Source organism: Pseudomonas sp. RL_105y_Pfl2_101 (genome assembly GCF_963970585.1).
Lineage (GTDB): Bacteria > Pseudomonadota > Gammaproteobacteria > Pseudomonadales > Pseudomonadaceae > Aquipseudomonas.
Genome location: NZ_CAXAPG010000003.1, coordinates 239,954 through 258,605, shown reverse-complemented (window position 1 = coordinate 258,605; position 18,652 = coordinate 239,954). Strand labels below are relative to the sequence as shown.

Genomic DNA, 18,652 nt, shown 5'->3' with positions numbered 1-18,652 from the left:
TATGGGATGGAACCGATTTATGGCATTTCAATTTTAGACTCCCTACCAATTTCTGCTGCAGAAGCAGGTAAAAATGTTCACGCGAGCGCAGCAAACGAATAACGAATGGCTCGTTATTCTCATCGACCAAGGGTTAGCTGTCCTTTCTCAAAATCAGGTGGACACCATGGCTGGACAGCGGAGTTAGCTAGATGATTTTGCCGGACGCATACAGGTAATTGCCCCAGTCTCGCTAGACATAGGAAGATGTCTGATGGGGCAGCTTTGGGTTGTGGATTTCGGTCAGTCGTGAGAGGCAGGAATTGGCCGATTCTGTTGAAAAAGTCGGTCTGCCCAAACGGCCTGATCATTGACTGGTGAAAACGCCTTGTTTGCACGCTGCTAGGTGAAATCCGAGTCTGGAAGCCTCTGCCAAAAGTAAAGATTTCAATCTCGGGCACGTACTTTTTTGATGCGCAAACCATAGCCGACTTTTTCAATAGAATCGGCCAAAAGCAGACTCTGGACAATCCGCTCCACAAGGCGATAGAGTCAGTAGTTCAGACCAACTACCCCGAACGATAAGGACATGGAATGTTGCGCATATTGGGTAAGGCATCGTCGATCAATGTACGAAAGGTGCTCTGGGCCTGCGCCGAGATTGAAATTCCCTTTGAGCGGGTGGATTGGGGTTCTGGCTTCAGATCGACGCACACACCTGAATTCCTGGCGCTGAATCCCAATGCCATGGTGCCGGTCATCCAGGACGACGACTTCATTCTTTGGGAGTCAAACTCGATCATTCGCTACCTGGCGTCGCGCTACAACGGCGTTCACCTTTACCCGACTGAAGCGAGAGCCAAAGCGCGGGTGGATCAATGGATCGATTGGCAAGCGTCAGATCTCAACAAGTCGTGGAGTTATGCCTTCATGTCGCTGGTCAGGCATTCGCCTGAGCATCAGGACAGCCGTGCGTTGGCGGCCGCGTGCAACAATTGGTCGAGGCACATGGAGATCCTCAATCGACAGCTCGATTCAACCGGGGCCTACGTCAGCGGCGATGAGTTTTCTCTCGCAGATATACCGATCGGCCTGTCAGTTAATCGGTGGTTTGAAACACCGCTTGCTCATCCGGACTTTCCTGCCGTGAGCGACTATTACGAACGCTTGAGTCGTCGACCAGGCTACCGCCTGTACGGAAGAAACGGGACGCCATGACACGGTCTCAGAGGAGTTTTGTGTCCGCTTCACGGGTGGATAGCATCCTGTCGCTACCGCCAGCTTTCAGCCATAAGCAGTCAGTGCCTACCATTCGGTTAAAGGACGGCCGCGAGCGTAGCTTGCGAACGTCCAAGTGAGCGGAGCAAAAGACTTGAGCCTGTTGTTATCAGTAGGAATGCACAGTTTCAACTGTGGAATCAATTTCGCCCGCTAAATCGTTTGCGTGATTTAGCAAGTCAGCGATGGATTCAACTGAAATTTCTACTTTTTCACCATCTTTATTGTAACCGGCACGATGTACACAGTGATGGCGAATCTCTACGGCTTTAAACAACCAAGAGAGGTCTGAGAATTTGTGGTTTAAAACCGCTTCGTACATTGGCTTTATTTTTTTTAGGTCATGGAATATCAGATCTTTTAGGTAGCTTGCGACGGTTACTTTTAAAGTTTCTTTTTCTTGATATATTTCACGCAAGGTAAATTTACGCTTGGAGAACTCTGGGTCACTTTCAACAAGTTTCCTAGTAAACTCTTCAGAATTACAAACCTGATGGATAAATACACCAGCTAAATACCCTTCAATAGTAGAAACCACATGAGCATGAATCATAACTAAAAAGCTAAATCGTGCTTGTTCGGGAACATCTAGCTCTCGAATAATATCAACACTCTCTAGCTGGTCCACTAGTAGCTGATAGTGCTTTCTGTTCTCATTTTCTTCATACCACTCATAATCTTCCTGTTCGAGGGTGGTTTCTCTCGAAAAATCATCAATTAAGTCATCGATAAAGTCTGGGTCACTTGGACTTCTGCCGTACATCGCACATAAATCTTGATAATCGCTCATTGGCTACTCTTAAACTGATAAGGCCTATAAATCTTGAGTTAAGCGGCTGCCGAAGGCAGTCCGCTAGAACAAATGGTTGGGCGTCTGCGCTGAGTGCCAACGCTCCATGATGAATATGACCAAAGAATGCGATGCGTTCACCGCGAGACGTGCCTCGGATACAGCTAGTGACGGCGGCCTTACGCCACGCCCATGTGCTGAACCAATATGCGTTCGATACGCGCCAACACCATCCACGATGGAAGCCAGCCCTTGAAGAATTCTCTTCTGGTCATCTCGGAGCGTTGGATCCAGGTTAAGGCCCAAGTGACTCTGAACAGTGCGCCAAAGCGGCGTGACTGTCTGGTTGGTCGGCATATCTAGAGCAAACGTCTCAATGTAGGTCTTGCAAGTCGCCTCAATGATTGAACAGGCCGCGGTGATAGCCGCATGGGGATCACGCTCAAGTTGACCGATTGCTCGCTCGAATTCCGCCTCAACAGAGGCAAAATCGCCAGCCCGGAGGAAGTCAGCTAGTGTTTTAGCGGCAAGACTTGCTCCAGCAAGCCCTACGTATCCGTTTAGCTGATATGTGAGCTGATTCTTCGCGAGACTTTCACGGATTCTTTTCTGGCCGATAGCGATTTCTGGACGCCAGTCGTTGGGTTCTTGATCCATGAATTTTTGTATGACTTGGCCGAGTACTACCAAGGCATCCACTGACGGATCTTCGTTGCAGCGCTTTAGCCAGAGGGAACATTTCGTCTCGCAGTTCCCGACTGGGGCGTCACCGGGCGCTCCGCTTTCCATAAATAGGGAGTTCAGCGTCGAATGGCTGAAGTAGTACGCCCCAATGACGGAAGCGACTGCGCCTATAACTGAGTTTGGAATCGTGTTAGCCAAATTTCACTCCAGACGCCAACTATAAGTAAACGCCACAAGCGGCGTAATGTTTTCCGCCACTTGCGTCTGATAACGATCTTTTGCCATGAAAAAATCCTTCAGCGGCATGCGGGGGCTCGGTGGAAACGCAACATGAAGCAGGAAGAAAAAGCGACATGGCTTCAGCAGAGATTACAAAGTCGGTGGCAACGTGTCCATGGGCTGTTTGAGTCGAGCGGCTGTGCTCGTGACGAGGAATTAGTCAGTTTCCTCAGGGGCAGCTTCTGGCCGAAAGCCGCCAATCAAGAAAATCCCCTATCCCCTCATCAACCCGCCAACCGACTAGCCTCTAACCACCTTCATATTGCCAAGTATCCTCCCAGCATCCTGTCCGGGCGAAAGCCCAAACACCCGCGCCTAATCCCGGCTGAATTGCGTCGCACTCTCGTCGCCCACTTCGAAGGCAGCCACCATAACGCTTTTGGCATTCGCCACCATCAGGGTTCTGGTCTGAAGCAGGCAAACCCGCGTCTGGTACTGCAAGGGGCTCAGGTTGGTGACCGCCTTGAAGTGACGATGGAATCCCGAGACGCTCATTGAAGCGCGTTGCGCCAATCGCTCAACACCAATGGACTCGGCGAAGTCGCGGCGGATTCATTGGATTGCCAGGTTGATTCGGCCATCGCGGTATCCGGCGCGGCGATGTCTCGCAACATCCAGCCATGGAGGCCTTGGAGTACGCGGAAGATAATCTCTCGCTCATAGACGGGGGCCACGGTCTTCGGAGAAGGGTTCGCCCTGAGCATCACCGGGACCGTCATTACTGACCTCCAAGAATGATCAATCCTTAGGCGCGCGACCCGACTACCAGCCCCCTTAGGCTCAAGCCCCCAATGCGCGCTTCACCTCAAACCCTCTCACCGTCACTGATATGAATACCAAGATCGCAACGACCAGCTGCAAGATGCGATTTAAGCGTCAACGCCGGGATTTCGTAATCGCCGTGATTCTGACGCCGAAACGGCAAGGGTTGATCACTAAAAAGCGTATCCAAGCGAGCGGCATAAGCCGTGCAAATGGATTGAAACCGGGCGGTGTCCATCTTGCTGGTCTTATAGATTGGGAAGGCCGGCATGACCGTGAAGCCAGGATAGAAAAGCACCCCATGCTGGATAGGAAATAGCAGGTCATCCAACGCGCCGTTCACCCCTCGGCCACTGTAGTGGGATTCCCAACCGCCCATCGTGACCACCAACATGGCGCGCTTGCCTGTCATGCTGCCTTCGCCGTAGCGATCGCCCCAGTGGTTTTCGCTATGTTCTCCGACACCATAGGCAAACCCGTAGGCGTAGACGCGTTCGATCCAGCCCTTGAGAATCGCGGGCATCGAGAACCACCACAGCGGAAATTGAAAGATGACGGCATCGGCCCAGCGCAATTTGGCCTGCTCTGCCTGGATGTCCGCCGGTTGGTTGTCAGCGGCAAATACACGCTGGGACTCAAGCGCCGGGTTGAAAGGCGTTTCTGCGTCATAACCTGGGGCGTCGTCCGGATCGAGGGATGCTTTCCACTGCATGCCGTAGAGATCTGAGACTTCGACCTCGTGGCCTGCTGTTTCCAGGTGAGTGATCGCAAAATCCTTGAGCGCGCCATTGAGCGAACGAGGTTCGGGGTGGGCGTAGATCAGTAATATTTTCATGAGGGCTCCGCGTTGAATGTGTCCCTCAGCGTAAGCCTGCATCCGCTATGATAGAAATGAATTCCCAAAACACATGGTATTTGCATGCACAATAGCTTGCGTCGTCTGGACCTTAATTTGCTGGTCACATTGGATGCCTTGCTAGCCGAGCAGAATGTGACGCGGGCAGCGCGCTTGCTCAATCTCGCGCAACCGACCGTCAGCCTGCAATTGGGCAGGCTGAGAGATCTTCTTGATGATCCGCTTTTGCTGCCTGGCCCCCGAGGGATGTCGCCCACCGAGCGAGCTCGCGAATTGCAGGGGCCCCTGCGGGACGCGTTGGCCGCGCTGGAAAGCGCACTGAGTCCTGCTGCCGCTTTTGAACCCGGACGGTCCCATCAAACGTGGAAGATCGCTGCCAGCGATTATGCGACGACTGCCTTGGTCTGGCCGTCGCTCTCGCGGCTCAGGCACCTGGCCCCGCACACGCGGTTGGCGCTTATGAATAAACCGACTGTCGACTTTGCCAAGGATCTGGAAAACGGCCTTATCGATCTGGCGCTGCACACCCGCGATGAAGCGCCGCCCAAGTTGCGTCAGCGCTCCTTGATTCACGAACGCTATGTGCTGGCGGCGCGGCGCGGCCATCCCGCGCTGGCAACCAAGCTGTCGCTCAAAGCGTTCTGCGCCCTTGAACATGCGGTCATGTCACCTGATGGCGCCGGCTTCGTTGGCAGTACCGACCACGCGCTGGCAGCTGAAGGTCTGGAACGGCGAGTGGTATTGTCCGTGTCGAATTTCAACTCGCTGGTCTCAGCATTGGTGCACAGCGATTTGGTTGCGGTGGTGCCGCAAAGGCTGGTGAAACATGAGCCAGCGCTTCACGTCCAGGCACCTCCGCTGGCCATTCCCGGGTTTGAAATGCTGATGTTATGGCCCGAGCGACTGCATCGCGATCCTGCCCATATGTGGCTGCGCGACCTTATTGCTTCGACGTTGGAAACAACCGGCACGCAGAAATAAATGGACCGGCCCATGAAACGATGACGACGCCCCCCTGCCCCGTGTCGCGTTAATAATGTCCAGTTCACTCCAAGGAAGAAGCTAATGTCCTCCGATCCCCTATGGGGGCTATTGAACACCCCGCCTGGAGCCTTTTATGCCATCCACCTCACGTGACGACGCCCGTGTTGAGCGTCGTCTCATCGCCACCCTGACCGAAGCCTGTGAAACCGCCAAAACGGAAATCCCGGGCTTCGCCTGGCTGACCCACACCGTCGACTATCGCGCCTTTCCCCAAAGCCTGCGCGTGATCTGGATTTTCGACAGCCGCGCCAGCCAGGAACACGCCCTCTCAACGGGGGCAGACAAACGCATGCGTGAGCTGACCGCCGCCGCCCTGAACGACGCCGGCGTACACGTCCCCCATATGGCCCGCTGCGTCAGTTTCGACTCCGAAGAAGAATGCCGCCTCCGGCATGGCGGCGACTGGCGCTTGCGCCTGGCCAAGGTACACACGACCAACGCACCTGCGAGCCATCGATGACCCACTGCCGCGGGCTCATTCTCGATGGCACCCGAGAAGACATCCGGACAGGTCATCTTGCAAACTGGAAGTCAGCTCCACCCGGAGTAACGGATTGCTTTCGGCCGAGGCTGTGTAAAAACGTTTTTGAGCACGACAGAAACTCAAAACCGGACTGAAAATCGCGCTTCTACGCGAAATCCACATCTGCTGACGTGCCGATAAATTTCAGGTTTAACGTGGACGCGCACATTTCAATTTTGGCGAAGCGTTTTTACACACTCTGGGCCATTCGCAGTCATTCGATGTGGCGATGAGCCCTGAGACGATTGAGTTATCTAAATCCAGCTTCCTTTACCTCTACTACTATCCCTACCAAAGCGTTGAACGAATCAATATCAAGCGGCCGACTCAGGAAATAACCCTGACCTTCATCGCACGACACTGCTTTGAGCAATTCCAAGTGAGCGGCCGTCTCAACGCCTTCTGCTGTGACGATGAGAGATAATGCACGCCCCAAACCCACGATAGCTTGGATGATGGCAGTGTCGTCCTCGTTCCCCCCCATACGGTTCAAAAAACTGCGGTCTATTTTCAAGCCGTCAAAGGGGAATTCGCGCAGGTAGCTCAGCGAAGAATATCCCGTTCCAAAGTCGTCCATCGATATCCGCACACCGATGCGCTTGAGCGCTCGCATCACCTCAAGTGCGCCTGCGGCACCGTCAAGCATGACACTTTCGGTAATTTCAAACTCCACCCTTGCAGGATCGACTCCAGAGTCGTTAAGCGTTTTCTGAATTCGCTCGACCAGGTTGCCTCGCTTAAATTCAATGGGTGAAAGGTTAACTGAGACAAACAAGTGTTCCGGCCACTGCGCGGCGGAGCGACAAGCGGTACTGATAACCCAGTTACTCAAGGTAAGAATCAGCCCAGCCTCTTCGGCAATTGGGATAAACGTGTCGGGTGGTATTAAGCCGCGCTCAGGATGTTGCCAGCGTACCAGCGCTTCGGCACCGACCATCTGACCGTCAGCTATACGATAGCGTGGCTGGAAATACAGACGTAGTTCACCGTGTTTGATGGCGAAACGCAGGTCGCTTTCCAAACGACGGCGCTCAATGATCCTGGCATTCATATCACCCGCGTAGTAGCGCCAAGTATTACGACCTCCGGCCTTTGCCTCGTAGAGAGCAATATCGGCATAACGAAGCAACTCGGCGGCCTCGACAGCGTCCGTTGGTGCCATCGCGATGCCAATGCTGGTGCTGACGAACACTTCCTGCTCATCGATCGCTATAGGCCGCTCGATGGACTCGATGAGGCGACGACAGAGCGCCTCGACTTGTTCCTGGATGCTCATGTCGGTGAGGATCAGTACAAACTCATCCCCCCCGATGCGAGCGACCAGATCCCCATCGCGCACGCATTCCGCCAGCCGGCTCGATACTTCTTTGAGCACCAAATCACCGGCAGCATGCCCGAGCAAGTCATTGACCGCTTTGAAACGATCAAGGTCCAAGCTGAGCATGATCAGAGGTTGCTCTGCCGTCTTCAGTGCCTTGAGTTTGCCGTCCAGAAACGCCTGAAGACGTCTCCTGTTCGGGAGCCCGGTCAAGGCGTCGTGCTGTGAGAGGAACTCGATTCGCCGACGGGCTTCAACTTCTTCCGTCACATCGGTCGCCGTACCGCGAAAACCTTCACCTGCCATTGCGCGCGCCGAAAGGCGAGTGATGCGCTCCCGACCTTGGGTATCGACGTAGCGGCACTGAGCGCTGATATCCGGCCGACGGTTCGGGATGCTGAGCCACTGGGATAACGTGCCCAATTCGGTGCACAACAGATCGTCGATCACCGCGCCGATCCAAACGTCCCTGGACAGTCCCGTCACGTCTTCAAACCGCTCGGACAAAAAGGTCAGACGCCAGTCAGCATCTATTTCCCATACCCAGTCCGAGCTGGTTTCAACGACGTCACGAAAACGCGCTTCGCTGGTGGCGAGGGCGTCCTGGCTCCTCTGTAGCGATGCATAGCTGGAGTCAAGCACCAGCGCCCCGGCGGTGGTGCGACGCAAAATGGCCCAGGTCATCAGACACACCAACAGCAAGGCAACGCCGATCAATGGCAACCCTAGCCCCAATAGACGCAGGCCTGGCCTGGATGAGTTCCAGCCCAGCGTAACGGCAGCACCGTCATTACCCAATGGCAATAGTGACGTTGCGCCCGCTTCGTCGGCCGTGGCGACATGCAGACGCTCGACTCCAAAATCGTTGCCGATCAGCTCGAGCTTGGTGCGGTTCAAAACATCCACAAAAATCAGCACCGACGGCGACCTGTCATCCGCCACCACCGACGGGTCGGTGCCCGGCGTAATCGCTGCTGCCGCGACGAGGGCGGGTACGCCATTTACATTGATAAAGGCAGTGGTCGGCGTTTCTGTTTCCGCGCCTGCACGAGCCTTATCAAGAATCCCGGCAATGGACTGCTCGAGCCACTCAGAGACTTCAACAGTTTTGAGCTCACCCTTGACCACAGAGTAAACGGTGCGATTGACGTCGTTGACGACAAACAGCCCCTGGAAGCCGAAGTCCTTATAAATCGTTGGTCCGACGTTTTGTCGAACGAAGGCCCAGTCTAGGTCAACTTCGGTATGCAGGTGCTGATAAGCATCACCCCAAAATGCGTAATCCTTGACGGTTGAGCGCAGCGACTTTTCCAGCGATTGCATCGCCTTCTTGGTGTAAAAAGCGCTTTCGACCTCCTCCGTTCGGTCTAAATCATGGGCAAGATAAATAAGTGAAACGCTGGCTAGTAAAAACACACACGCCAACAGGCCCACAAACTTGAAAAGAGAAGCCCGTGCCAGCGACACGCTCGAGCGATTAGAGGGGGTAACGATGGAGGCGAGATTGTTCGGCATAATTTCCTGCTGGCAGCAGATACAAGTAGTTTGTATAACGCTATCGGCTGCGCTGAGGAAACTGTGAGTGCGCTCATTTTTCTGTCGTTGGTGTGAAACACCGATATGGCTAGGTTCTGTACGAAATCCTTTGAAACCGCCGTCACCGCACTGAACACTGATACATCCGGTGATGCTCCAGCAGGAAGTCCACAAACAACCGCACCCGCGCCGGCATTGCCGCCCCCCCTATGAACACCGCATGAATCGGCTCCCGGTCTCCGGGGTTCCAGGCTTCCAGCAGCGGTACCAGATCGCCGCGCTGCAAATCCTCGCTCACGCTGAACTCGCCGATACGCGCAATGCCGGCCCCTACTCGCGCGAGTTGTGCCAGCGCTTCACCACTGCTGCATTCGATGTTGCCGCTGACCTTCAGGGAGAACTCTTGTCCGTCGCGAATGAACGGCCAGTTGGGTTCGGCACGGCGGAAGTTGAAGCGTAGGCAGTTGTGCCGTAGCAGGTCTTCCGGTTCCTGGGGGGTGCCATGGCGCTGCAGATAGTCGGGCGATGCCACCACTACCTGGCCGGTGTCGCCGATCCTGCGCGCGGTCAGCGGGCTGTCGGGCAGATGGCCAAAGCGTACCGCCACGTCGGCCTGGCCGCCGAGAATGTCGACCACTTCGTCGCCGAGGGTGAGGTCGACGACGATGTTCGGGTAACGGGCGCTGAAGGCTGCCACCAAGGGAACGATGGCCAGCCGCCCATGGCCAAGGGCCGCGCTGACCCGCAAGCGGCCCCTGGGTACGCCCTGGTCGGCGATGGCTTCTTCGACCTCGGCCATGTCGGCCAGGATACGCCGGGCGCCGCGCAGGAACGCCTCGCCCTCGGCGGTGAAGGTGATCGCTCGGGTGGTGCGCAGCAACAGGCGGGTGCCAAGGCGTTGTTCGGTACGCGCGATGATCCGACTGACCGCTGAGGGCGTCAGCCCCAATGCACGCGCGGCGGCTGAAAGGCTGCCTTCCTGCGCCACGGTGGCGAACACGCTCATTTCACCTGACCTGCCGTTGAAGTCCATTTGTGCCTCTTACGCAAAGGTGATTGCCAAAAATGCTATCTACCGCCTGAAAAAGTTGGATCGTAGCATTGGCGGCATAGATAAGGAGCCTTCCATGCGTATCAATCCACCACTTGTCGCACTCGCCATTGGTGCCTTTGGCATCGGCGTTACCGAGTTCGCCCCCATGGGCATGTTGCCGGGCATCGCTGCGGATCTCGGCGTTTCCATTCCCGCTGCGGGTCTGTTGGTCAGTGCTTACGCCCTGGGCGTTCTGCTCGGCGCACCGCTGATGACCCTGACCACCGGCAGGATTCCCCGGCGCTATCTGCTGATCGGGCTCATGGCGATTTTCACCCTGGGTAATCTGATGTCAGCCTTGGCGACCGATTACTACAGCCTCATGGTCGCCAGGGTGGTGACCTCACTGAACCACGGTGCGTTCTTTGGCGTTGGCTCGATCGTCGCCGCCAGCGTGGTCGCCCCGCAGAAGCGTGCCGGGGCGGTCGCGGCCATGTTCATGGGCCTGACCCTGGCGACCATCGGCGGCGTGCCGCTGGCCGCCTGGTTTGGCGAACTGTTCGGCTGGCGCACCGCTTTCTGGGGTATTACCGGCCTCGGCGTGGCGACCATGGCCGCGTTGTGGTTCGCCCTGCCCAACCTGCGGGCGCCGCAAGGTGTCGGTGTACTGGCCGAAATTCGGGTACTGGGCCGTGGTCCGGTGCTGGGGGCGTTGGCCCTGACCGTCGTCGGCTCGGGTGCCATGTTTACCGTCTTCACCTACATCGCGCCGATCCTCAGCAGCGAGACCCACGCGTCCACCGCCTACATCACGGCCATGCTGGTGCTGTTCGGTGTGGGGTTGACGCTGGGCAACATGTGGGGCGGCAAAGCCGCCGACCGTTCGATAGATCGCACCCTGATCGTTTCGCTGAGCGTGCTGATTCTTGTCTTGCTGGCGTTCACCGTACTGATGCGTTGGCCGCTGCCGGCCGCCGTGGCCATCCTGATATGGGGTATCGCCAGCTTCGCCCTGGTGCCGCCGCTGCAGATGCGCGTCATGGAAGCGGCCAAGGACGCACCCAACCTGGCCTCGGCGGTGAACATCGGCGCCTTCAACCTCGGCAACGCGATGGGTGCGGCGCTCGGGGGTGCGGTGATCAATGCCGGGCTGGGTTATCCGGCGATCTCCCTGGCCGGGGCGGCAATGGCGGGGTTGGGGCTGCTGATGGTGTTGGCTTTTGCCTGGCGTTCCAGAGCGATTGCGGCTGCGGTGGTGTGAGGATGATGTGAGGGGGCTGTTAGTCGCCATTGAGGCGCTCAAGCAGCCCCTTTGAAATGACAATCAAGCCCTGCGCTTGGCGCAATACTCCAGCATGAGCTGAGTGACCGCTGCGACAATCGTCTGATCCGCATCGGGCGAGGTGAACAGCCGACATTGGGCATCCGGCAAATCCGGCAACCCATGTTCTGCCCCAATGACCGCCAATCCTTGCCCCAACTGACTCAGTGGCATGGGCGCTACCGCGAAGCCTGCCAAGGCCGACGCCCGTAACCCGGCCGTGCTGCTGCACAACATCACTGTGCGTTGGGCGATTCCCGCCTGCGCCAGCCTTGTCAGCGCGACCTCGCGATAAGGGCACGGCTCGGGGAACAGGGCCAGCGGTAACGGCGTGGGTAACCGCGCGACGGGTTGCGCCGACCAGGCCCACACCAGCGGCTCTTGCCATAGCAACAGCCCTGCTTCGCTGGTTTCGCACAGCGAACCGATGACCACCTCCAGATGCCCTTGCTTCATCAGCGCCAGCAATGTACCCGGAATGTTCACCTGCACCTCGATCTCCATCCCGGGGTACTGCGCCGCAAAATCCTGAACAGTGCGCAGTAATCGAGCCTCGACAAAATCTTCGGACACCCCGATCCGCAGCCGTCCATGAAACGGCGTGCGTGTCAGGTCTGTCCAGGCATCACGGTTCAGCGCAAGGATGGTGCGCGCATAAGAGACCAGACGCTCGCCATCGGCCGTCAGTTGCTGGGAACGGGTGGTGCGCGTCAACAGCGGTTTACCAATCTGTTCTTCCAATCGCCGCACGTGGCCGCTGACCGCAGACTGAGTCAGGTGCAACTTCCGGGCGGCGCGGCTGAAGCCGTCTTCATCGACGACCGTGACCAACGTCTTGAGCAGCAGCGCATCGAACATAGTTTTATACGTGATCAATTGAGATGGAATTTACGATTTATATTTCAATTACAACTATGTTGCAATGCTCCCACCTGCCCTGCCTTCCCATTATTCAAGGTGTGTCATGACGACGCTTCTCCATATTCAGTGTTCTCCACGCAAGCAACGTTCGGCTTCCCTTGAAGTCGCGCGCAGCTTCATTGCGCGTTATCAAGCGAACATCCCGGACACCAAAATCATCACCCTCGACCTCTGGAACATGGCGCTGCCGCAATTCGATGAGCTGGCCATGGAGGCCAAATACGCCGGGCTCAATGGCACGCCGTTGACCACCGCACAACAAGAGGCCTGGAACACGTTAGAAGCGTTGGCAAGCCACCTGCACCGTGCGGATGTACTCGTGATGTCCGTACCGCTGTGGAATTTCAGCATTCCGTACAAACTCAAGCACTTCATCGACCTGGTATCGCAGAAAGACATCCTGTTCAGCGTTGACCCGCAACGCGGTCTGGAAGGCATGCTGCACAATAAACTCGCCGTGGTGATGTACGCCCGTGGCCTGGATTTTTCGGCGCAGTCGATCACCCCGGCGGAGCGCTTCGACTTCCAGAAACCCTACGTGGAAGCCTGGCTGAAATTTATCGGCGTCACGGACGTGCATGCGGTGATTGTGGAGAAAACCATCCTGGGGGAAGACGTCGATCGGCACGCGCGTGAGGCGGCGACTCAGCAGGCCAGGGACCTGGCAGACAGTTTTATCAGCCCCTGATGATCAATGAGAGGAAGGCAGAAGATCCGGCGGGCGGGCGTTTGAAGAATTGGCTGGTTGCTCCGTTCAAGTGAAGCCCATGAACTTACGCTTGCCTGACAATATCGACCGAGATCCCCACCGCCACAATCGTGCCTCTGCTCTCAAGCCAGTGCGTGGTGTTGCGGTCCTCGGGTCAGCCCACTCCCGGTCCGTAATCCGTGGCGACGTCATTTCGATGGTCAGTGATCGTGCCTTGCAGAATGTAGACGGTGCCGGGTCTGTCGACAGGGTTGTGAGTCGGCCCGAAGACGCCTCCAGGCTCGAGGGTCACCCGCCTGCCATACCCTCGATCTCAGGCCCCAGGTCAATCGTTGACAGTAACGTCACCGTTACCCCTTTCGTCTCAGGCGCCACCTGTTCGTTGCTCATCGCGCGCTCCCAACTTTACCTGCAGGGCCTGACTAGAAGTAAAGCCCCTTAAAGGTGTGATCCGTTGGAGGACGACCCAGGGTAAAACGTATCCCTGCTTTGAAGTCCATGTCGCCACGAGCATTTGCCAAACAAAGACAATGGACAGCATCCTCAACAGGGAGATAGCGTCAGCCCTTTCAATTCGGGAGCTGCGCCATGGATACCATTGCCAATTATTCAAACGAACATCATCGGCTTTGCGTCATGCAACTGTGGGAAACCGTATTCGGTTACGAAACCGCCCATAATGCCCCCGGCCTGGCTATCGACAAGAAGCTGGCCGTATCCGATGGCCTCTTTTTTGTTGCTCTGGCTGGAGAGGAAGTTGTCGGCACCGTTCTAGCGGGGTACGACGGCCATCGGGGATGGCTGTACTCGGTGGCGGTGCATCCTGCTCATCGTAGAAAAGGATTAGGGGCAAACCTGGTCCGTCATGCTGAGGGCGCGTTGACTGCCCGAGGGTGCATGAAGATCAACCTGCAAATTGTCAGCGCAAATGAGAACGTCAAAACGTTCTATGAATCGCTGGGCTACTCAGTCGAGCCACGCATCAGCATGGGGAAGAAAATCGAATCGAATATCGTGCTGCCTGGCGGACAGTCCTGAGGGCGTGTCCGCCACCGGTTCAGAGTGCATTCCCGCTATACCCCACTTCGCGTCGACCACTACTTTTGACCTGTGCATCAGGTCCTCAATCTGACACCTCCAACTACTGCGCAACCGCAAAACCGAACGTCTGCTCTTGCAGGCTCGTTTTGATCAACGCGGCCAGTTGTTTGATAGCGGGCGTCGGGGTTTCTCCACTGCTGTGAAGCACATAGCCAAGGCTTGGTACGGCCGGCAAGCCGGAAACGACGGCGAGATGACTCGGCAGCCCGATGCGAGTTCGCAGCGTCAAGCCCAAGCCGGCCGCGACGGCCGCCCAGATACTCGCGACGCTGGGGCTGGTCAGGGCGATTCGCCAAGGAATTTGCGCGGCATCCAGTGCCTGAGTGGCAGCGCTACGCAAGACGCAAGGCGCGTCGAACATGATCAATGGCAGCGGTGAGTCAGCCAGGCGGGTCAGTGACGGCATGTCACGGGCCCCGATCCAGTGCATCTGTGTTTCGCCCAGTCGCGTGGCATAGGGCGACGTGTGCCCTGTGTCCCACGTCAGGGCCAAGTCCAGGTCAGCACTTTCGACCAGCGCAAGCAGTTCGAGGTTACGCGCGATTCTGACCTCGAGAGTCACCATTGGGTAAGTCTGGATGAAGCGTCGAAGGATCTCTCTCAGTAAATGTTCCCCAAAGTCTTCTTGAAGCCCGAGGCGAATTGTCCCCGCAGCTTGGCTTTCATGCAGGGTCTGGAAAATACCGTCGTTCAGTTCCAGCAACCGACGGGCATGACTGAGCAGTGATTCACCCACGGGCGTCAAGACTAACCCTCGACCGGATTTGGCCAGTACCGGAGTACCGATTTGCTCCTCAAGTTTCTTCAATTGAGCACTCACGGCAGAAGTCGATCGACCGAGACGATCCGCCGCTTTGGCAAAGCTGTTGAACTCCACGCCAGTGACGAAAGTACGTAATACATCAAGATCGAAGGTCGGTCGGCGCATTGAATAGTCCACTAAATCAGGATGATCCTCCCTATTAAATCTGATATTCGGAACTATCGCGACTTGATAATTTTCCCCCTGTCGCTTTAGCCATAGGAGTCACTGTTATGCCGTTTTCACGTATTTCACTGCACCGGGGGAAGTCCGCCGAGTATTTACAAGCATTGTCCCAAGGGCTGCACGATGCCTTGGTTAATAGCTTCGAGGTGCCGAAGACCGATCGCTTCCAAGCCATCCACCAACATGAAGTGGGTGAGTTGATATTTGATCCCGACTACCTGGGCGGACCGCGTAGCCATGACTTTGTGCTGATCACGATTACCGCTGGCCGCCCTCGAAGCGTCGAGACGAAACAGCGTTTCTACCGCGATCTGGTCGAGAAATTGGGGCGGGCGCCAGGTCTCAATGCAGAGGATGTCATGGTGGTGATCACCACTACGGCCAGCGATGAATGGTCGTTTGGTGGTGGCCGGGGCAATTAGCCTTCAGGTTTGTGCAGGGTTCGACGGTCATCGGAGATGGTTGTACTCGGTGGCGATGCATACTGCGCATCGCCCACCCCACCCGCAACAAACTTTATCGCTCAGACAAATCCTGTAATATTTATTGCGAATCACTCTCATACGCATTAGTAATTCAGGATCTGCTCATGTCAACTCGCACCACCCCGCCGCATCACTTCTCCCCTGCCCGCAATCTTCTAGCCATGGCCATCTGCATGGCCACCCTCGCCCCCGCCTACGCCGATGACAACAGCGCCGCACCGCCGGCCACTCTGGAACTAGACGCGACCGAAGTCTCCGGCAGCGGCCAGCTAGGCAGCACCACGGAAGGCACCGAGTCCTACACCACCGGCGCGATGTCGACCGCGACCAAACTCCCGCTGACAATGCGTGAAACCCCACAAGCCGTCACCGTCATTACGCGTCAGCGCATGGATGACCAGGCGATGACCGACATCAACGACGTGGTCAAGGCGACACCCGGTTTGTTCCTGGACTTTTCCTCCGGTCCTGGCCGGCAGACCTACAAGGCACGCGGTTTTGAAATCGACAACCTGATGTATGACGGCATCCCGAGTGGCTATGACGGCGTTAACGTCGGCTCCCAGCCTAACTTGGCGATGTTTGATCGGGTCGAGGTGGTGCGCGGTGCCACCGGCCTGGTGACGGGTGCAGGCAACCCTTCGGCCGCCATCAACCTGATCCGCAAGCGGCCCTTGGCCGAGCAGCGAGTCACCCTGACCGGTGCCGCCGGCAGTTGGGACGACTACCGTGGCGAGGTCGATGCCTCCAGCCCGCTCAACGACAGTGGCTCGCTGCGCGGCCGGGTCGTGACCTCTTACCAGGACGCCAACAGTTTCATCGACAATGTCGAGGAGGATCATGGCCTGTTCTATGCGGTCACCGAAGCGGACCTGAGCGAAGACACCACCCTGACCCTGGGTTTTTCCCATCAGAAGGACAAGACCAATTACTTCTGGGGCTCTTCGATGATCGGCCAGGACGGCCATCATCTGGACCTGCCACGTTCCTACAATCCGGGGACGGATTGGGAGAACAAGGATCAGGAGATCAACACGGTATTCGCCGAAGTCCGTCATCGCCTGGCCAATGACTGGAACCTTCAGGTCAACGCCAACTACTCCGAACAGAACGCATTGTTCTCCGGTTCTTACCAATCGCGCTGGGACAACAACACGCTGGCCCGCACGGTTTACCAGGCCGACGTCGATGAAAACCAGGCCGGCGTAGACGCTTTTGCCAGTGGGCCCTTCGAAGCGTTCGGGCGCAGCCATGAACTGGTGGTGGGCGCCAGCAAACGCATCTACGACAAGACCACCCACAACTACAGCCCGTACGACACGAACTGGCCGATCAATGGGGGTAAACCGAACTTCGTTCATACCAACAACCAGCGCGACGTCACCACTCAAGATGGCGTCTACCTCACCACACGCCTGAGCCTGGCCGACCCGTTGAAGTTGATCCTCGGCGCACGCCTGGACTGGTACGACTACGACAACCGGGATGGTGACACCGACTACAAGGTCACCCGTCACCTCACCCGTTACGCCGGCTTGATCTACGACCTGGACGACCATCACTCGGTCTACGTCAGCTACAGCGATATCTTCACGCCGCAGAGCTCCAAGGATACTTCTGGTACCCCGGTCAAGCCGATCGTTGGCAAGAACTACGAGGTCGGCATCAAGGGCGAATATTTTGAGGGCGCGCTGAATGCCAGCCTGGCGCTGTTTCGCGTCGACCAGGAAAACCGCGCCGTGCAGATGTTTACCGCAAACTGCCCACAAGCAACCTGCTATGAAGCCTCCGGCGAGATTCGCAGCCAGGGTATCGACTTCGAACTGCAAGGCGCCTTGACCGAAAACTGGCAAGTCGGTGGTGGCTACACCTACGCACGAACGCACACCATCAAGGATGCCGCCAACCCACAGAACGTAAACAAGCAGTTCGACACCGACACGCCGGAGCATCTGTTCAAGCTGACCACCCGCTACCACTTCCAGGGCCCGCTGGAAAAGCTGCGCGTGGGCGGTAACGTCTCCTGGCAGAGCCGCCTGTACAACGACATCCCGCTGGCTGATGGCAGCAAATACCGCCTCGAACAAGGTAGCTACGCGATCACCGACCTGATGGCCGGCTACCGGGTCAGCCAGAACCTGGACCTGCAGGTCAACGCCAACAACATCTTCGATCGCAGGTACTACTCGACCATCGCCAACTCCGTGAGCTACGGCGGTGATTCCTACGGCAGCCCACGCAACATGATGCTGACTGCCAAGTACAGTTTCTAGAAACCGTGGATTTGTCTGGTCCTGAATCGAGTTTATGCCTGTTTCAGGGCCAGCCCCAGCACATGGAACCGTCCCTTTCTCTGTCCAGGCGAACGTCTTGCCAGCGGTTTATGAAAGAAGCGCTCTCAGTTGCGCGGGAACGGCTACAACTTCTTTGGTTTCCGGCGAGACACATACATGAGTGACATTCGCCACAAAAGATAAGGGCCCATTAACAACAAACCCTTCGACCAGAAACGTGAACGAATGAACGCCCAACTTCGCCACGCTGACTTTGATAGACAACTCATCATCCCACGTCAGAGGCATCAGAAACTCCATTGACATGGCGCGTACGGGCGGCAATATCTCAAAGCCCATGAGTGTTCTAAGCCCGGGCGTGCCCAGCCATTCATCGAGCGCTACGTAGATTGCCTCTACTGAAAAATATGAAAATCGCGGTGTGTAAACCACTCCTGCCGGATCACAGTCGCCAAACAAAATAGTTCTACTGACGAAAACCGCCTTAGGCATTGATCTATTTCCCTTTAGTTCTCAGAGCTTTGGTACATATTTTGTCACTCAAGAATGATAATCAAAATGAGCGGTAGAAAGCCGTACTAATACCTGCTTGCTTAGCCGTCGACGCCCAGCAGCCAGATGCGCGAAAACGATGTCATCCGACAAGCCTAAGACCCGTCTCAACCCGTTGAGTAGCGCACCTTTCGCGAAGACCCACGAGCTTATGGCTTCTTCTATCACGCCAGTACGACAAAAATGACTCGATATCCAT

At 56.5% G+C, this 18,652-nt stretch carries 16 protein-coding genes and 2 pseudogenes; 8 read left to right on the top strand and 10 right to left on the bottom strand.

Features of this window, described 5'->3' with window-relative positions:
* The first annotated feature begins 573 nt into the window (after positions 1 to 573).
* On the top strand, positions 574 to 1,197 hold the full coding sequence (locus tag AACY31_RS06090) for a glutathione S-transferase family protein (RefSeq protein ID WP_339504118.1): 624 nt from the start codon (positions 574 to 576) through the stop codon (positions 1,195 to 1,197).
* Between the two features lie 169 nt (positions 1,198 to 1,366).
* Here AACY31_RS06090 and AACY31_RS06085 read toward each other — a convergent pair whose 3' ends face one another.
* From AACY31_RS06085 to AACY31_RS06070, 4 genes and pseudogenes are all read right to left on the bottom strand, one after another.
* The gene (locus AACY31_RS06085; RefSeq protein ID WP_339504116.1) at positions 1,367 to 2,047 is read right to left on the bottom strand and encodes a hypothetical protein; all 681 of its coding nucleotides are present in this window, start codon (positions 2,045 to 2,047) and stop codon (positions 1,367 to 1,369) included.
* Positions 2,048 to 2,110: 63 nt separating this feature from the next.
* Positions 2,111 to 2,929, bottom strand: coding sequence for an abortive infection family protein (locus tag AACY31_RS06080; protein WP_217855354.1), 819 nt, complete (start codon positions 2,927 to 2,929; stop codon positions 2,111 to 2,113).
* Positions 2,930 to 3,250: 321 nt separating this feature from the next.
* Positions 3,251 to 3,681: pseudogene (locus tag AACY31_RS06075) on the bottom strand (helix-turn-helix domain-containing protein); the annotation flags it as partial.
* Between the two features lie 134 nt (positions 3,682 to 3,815).
* Complete coding sequence (locus tag AACY31_RS06070; protein ID WP_339504113.1) at positions 3,816 to 4,607, bottom strand: NAD(P)H-dependent oxidoreductase; 792 nt, start codon at positions 4,605 to 4,607, stop codon at positions 3,816 to 3,818.
* A gap of 84 nt (positions 4,608 to 4,691) precedes the next feature.
* On the opposite strand from AACY31_RS06070, the gene AACY31_RS06065 reads away from it, so the two are divergent.
* Positions 4,692 to 5,609, top strand: coding sequence for a LysR family transcriptional regulator (locus AACY31_RS06065; RefSeq protein ID WP_339504111.1), 918 nt, complete (start codon positions 4,692 to 4,694; stop codon positions 5,607 to 5,609).
* A gap of 136 nt (positions 5,610 to 5,745) precedes the next feature.
* Positions 5,746 to 6,132, top strand: coding sequence for a hypothetical protein (locus AACY31_RS06060; RefSeq protein WP_339492752.1), 387 nt, complete (start codon positions 5,746 to 5,748; stop codon positions 6,130 to 6,132).
* Between the two features lie 313 nt (positions 6,133 to 6,445).
* Here the strand turns inward: AACY31_RS06060 and AACY31_RS06055 are convergent, their stop codons facing one another.
* Together AACY31_RS06055 and AACY31_RS06050 are read right to left on the bottom strand one after the other, a co-directional pair.
* Entirely contained in the window at positions 6,446 to 9,028 is a 2,583-nt protein-coding gene (locus AACY31_RS06055) for a bifunctional diguanylate cyclase/phosphodiesterase (protein ID WP_339482577.1), read from the bottom strand.
* 142 nt (positions 9,029 to 9,170) lie between these two features.
* Positions 9,171 to 10,082 carry a LysR family transcriptional regulator gene (locus tag AACY31_RS06050; RefSeq protein ID WP_339504109.1) on the bottom strand — a complete coding sequence of 304 codons (912 nt, stop codon included), beginning with the start codon at positions 10,080 to 10,082 and terminating at the stop codon, positions 9,171 to 9,173.
* A 94-nt stretch (positions 10,083 to 10,176) separates the two neighbouring features.
* Between AACY31_RS06050 and AACY31_RS06045 the strand changes: the two genes are divergently transcribed.
* A complete protein-coding gene (locus tag AACY31_RS06045; RefSeq protein WP_339492751.1) occupies positions 10,177 to 11,343 on the top strand; it encodes an MFS transporter in 1,167 nt (388 codons plus the stop codon).
* A 63-nt stretch (positions 11,344 to 11,406) separates the two neighbouring features.
* Here AACY31_RS06045 and AACY31_RS06040 read toward each other — a convergent pair whose 3' ends face one another.
* Positions 11,407 to 12,261, bottom strand: a complete 855-nt coding sequence (locus tag AACY31_RS06040; RefSeq protein WP_339482583.1) for a LysR substrate-binding domain-containing protein — start codon at positions 12,259 to 12,261, stop codon at positions 11,407 to 11,409.
* A 106-nt stretch (positions 12,262 to 12,367) separates the two neighbouring features.
* Between AACY31_RS06040 and AACY31_RS06035 the strand changes: the two genes are divergently transcribed.
* Positions 12,368 to 13,012: an FMN-dependent NADH-azoreductase gene (locus AACY31_RS06035; protein WP_339482584.1), complete on the top strand. Its 645-nt coding sequence runs from the start codon at positions 12,368 to 12,370 to the stop codon at positions 13,010 to 13,012.
* A gap of 85 nt (positions 13,013 to 13,097) precedes the next feature.
* Here AACY31_RS06035 and AACY31_RS06030 read toward each other — a convergent pair.
* Positions 13,098 to 13,423, bottom strand: a pseudogene (locus tag AACY31_RS06030) (cupin).
* Between the two features lie 198 nt (positions 13,424 to 13,621).
* Here AACY31_RS06030 and AACY31_RS06025 point away from each other — a divergent pair.
* Positions 13,622 to 14,071: a GNAT family acetyltransferase gene (locus AACY31_RS06025; protein ID WP_339482585.1), complete on the top strand. Its 450-nt coding sequence runs from the start codon at positions 13,622 to 13,624 to the stop codon at positions 14,069 to 14,071.
* Between the two features lie 103 nt (positions 14,072 to 14,174).
* On the opposite strand, the gene AACY31_RS06020 is transcribed toward AACY31_RS06025, so the two are convergent.
* Entirely contained in the window at positions 14,175 to 15,062 is an 888-nt protein-coding gene (locus AACY31_RS06020; RefSeq protein ID WP_339504107.1) for a LysR substrate-binding domain-containing protein, read from the bottom strand.
* Between the two features lie 107 nt (positions 15,063 to 15,169).
* On the opposite strand from AACY31_RS06020, the gene AACY31_RS06015 reads away from it, so the two are divergent.
* Together AACY31_RS06015 and AACY31_RS06010 are read left to right on the top strand one after the other, a co-directional pair.
* Complete coding sequence (locus AACY31_RS06015; RefSeq protein ID WP_339482587.1) at positions 15,170 to 15,544, top strand: tautomerase family protein; 375 nt, start codon at positions 15,170 to 15,172, stop codon at positions 15,542 to 15,544.
* Positions 15,545 to 15,711: 167 nt separating this feature from the next.
* Positions 15,712 to 17,880 (top strand): TonB-dependent siderophore receptor, encoded by a 2,169-nt coding sequence (locus tag AACY31_RS06010; RefSeq protein WP_339492749.1) that lies wholly within the window; start codon positions 15,712 to 15,714, stop codon positions 17,878 to 17,880.
* Positions 17,881 to 17,988: 108 nt separating this feature from the next.
* Here AACY31_RS06010 and AACY31_RS06005 read toward each other — a convergent pair whose 3' ends face one another.
* Positions 17,989 to 18,393, bottom strand: coding sequence for an acyl-CoA thioesterase (locus AACY31_RS06005; protein ID WP_339482589.1), 405 nt, complete (start codon positions 18,391 to 18,393; stop codon positions 17,989 to 17,991).
* Positions 18,394 to 18,652 lie beyond the last annotated feature (259 nt).

Bases quoted from the DNA above. Each gene is read 5' to 3' on its own strand.
- AACY31_RS06010 (WP_339492749.1), top strand. From the start codon at position 15,712: ATGTCAACTCGCACCACCCCGCCGCATCACTTCTCCCCTGCCCGCAAT.
- AACY31_RS06060 (WP_339492752.1), top strand. From the start codon at position 5,746: ATGCCATCCACCTCACGTGACGACGCCCGTGTTGAGCGTCGTCTCATC.
- AACY31_RS06005 (WP_339482589.1), bottom strand. From the start codon at position 18,393: ATGCCTAAGGCGGTTTTCGTCAGTAGAACTATTTTGTTTGGCGACTGT.
- AACY31_RS06025 (WP_339482585.1), top strand. From the start codon at position 13,622: ATGGATACCATTGCCAATTATTCAAACGAACATCATCGGCTTTGCGTC.
- AACY31_RS06040 (WP_339482583.1), bottom strand. From the start codon at position 12,261: ATGTTCGATGCGCTGCTGCTCAAGACGTTGGTCACGGTCGTCGATGAA.
- AACY31_RS06050 (WP_339504109.1), bottom strand. From the start codon at position 10,082: ATGGACTTCAACGGCAGGTCAGGTGAAATGAGCGTGTTCGCCACCGTG.
- AACY31_RS06090 (WP_339504118.1), top strand. From the start codon at position 574: ATGTTGCGCATATTGGGTAAGGCATCGTCGATCAATGTACGAAAGGTG.
- AACY31_RS06015 (WP_339482587.1), top strand. From the start codon at position 15,170: ATGCCGTTTTCACGTATTTCACTGCACCGGGGGAAGTCCGCCGAGTAT.
- AACY31_RS06035 (WP_339482584.1), top strand. From the start codon at position 12,368: ATGACGACGCTTCTCCATATTCAGTGTTCTCCACGCAAGCAACGTTCG.
- AACY31_RS06065 (WP_339504111.1), top strand. From the start codon at position 4,692: ATGCACAATAGCTTGCGTCGTCTGGACCTTAATTTGCTGGTCACATTG.
- AACY31_RS06045 (WP_339492751.1), top strand. From the start codon at position 10,177: ATGCGTATCAATCCACCACTTGTCGCACTCGCCATTGGTGCCTTTGGC.
- AACY31_RS06020 (WP_339504107.1), bottom strand. From the start codon at position 15,062: ATGCGCCGACCGACCTTCGATCTTGATGTATTACGTACTTTCGTCACT.
- AACY31_RS06085 (WP_339504116.1), bottom strand. From the start codon at position 2,047: ATGAGCGATTATCAAGATTTATGTGCGATGTACGGCAGAAGTCCAAGT.
- AACY31_RS06070 (WP_339504113.1), bottom strand. From the start codon at position 4,607: ATGAAAATATTACTGATCTACGCCCACCCCGAACCTCGTTCGCTCAAT.
- AACY31_RS06055 (WP_339482577.1), bottom strand. From the start codon at position 9,028: ATGCCGAACAATCTCGCCTCCATCGTTACCCCCTCTAATCGCTCGAGC.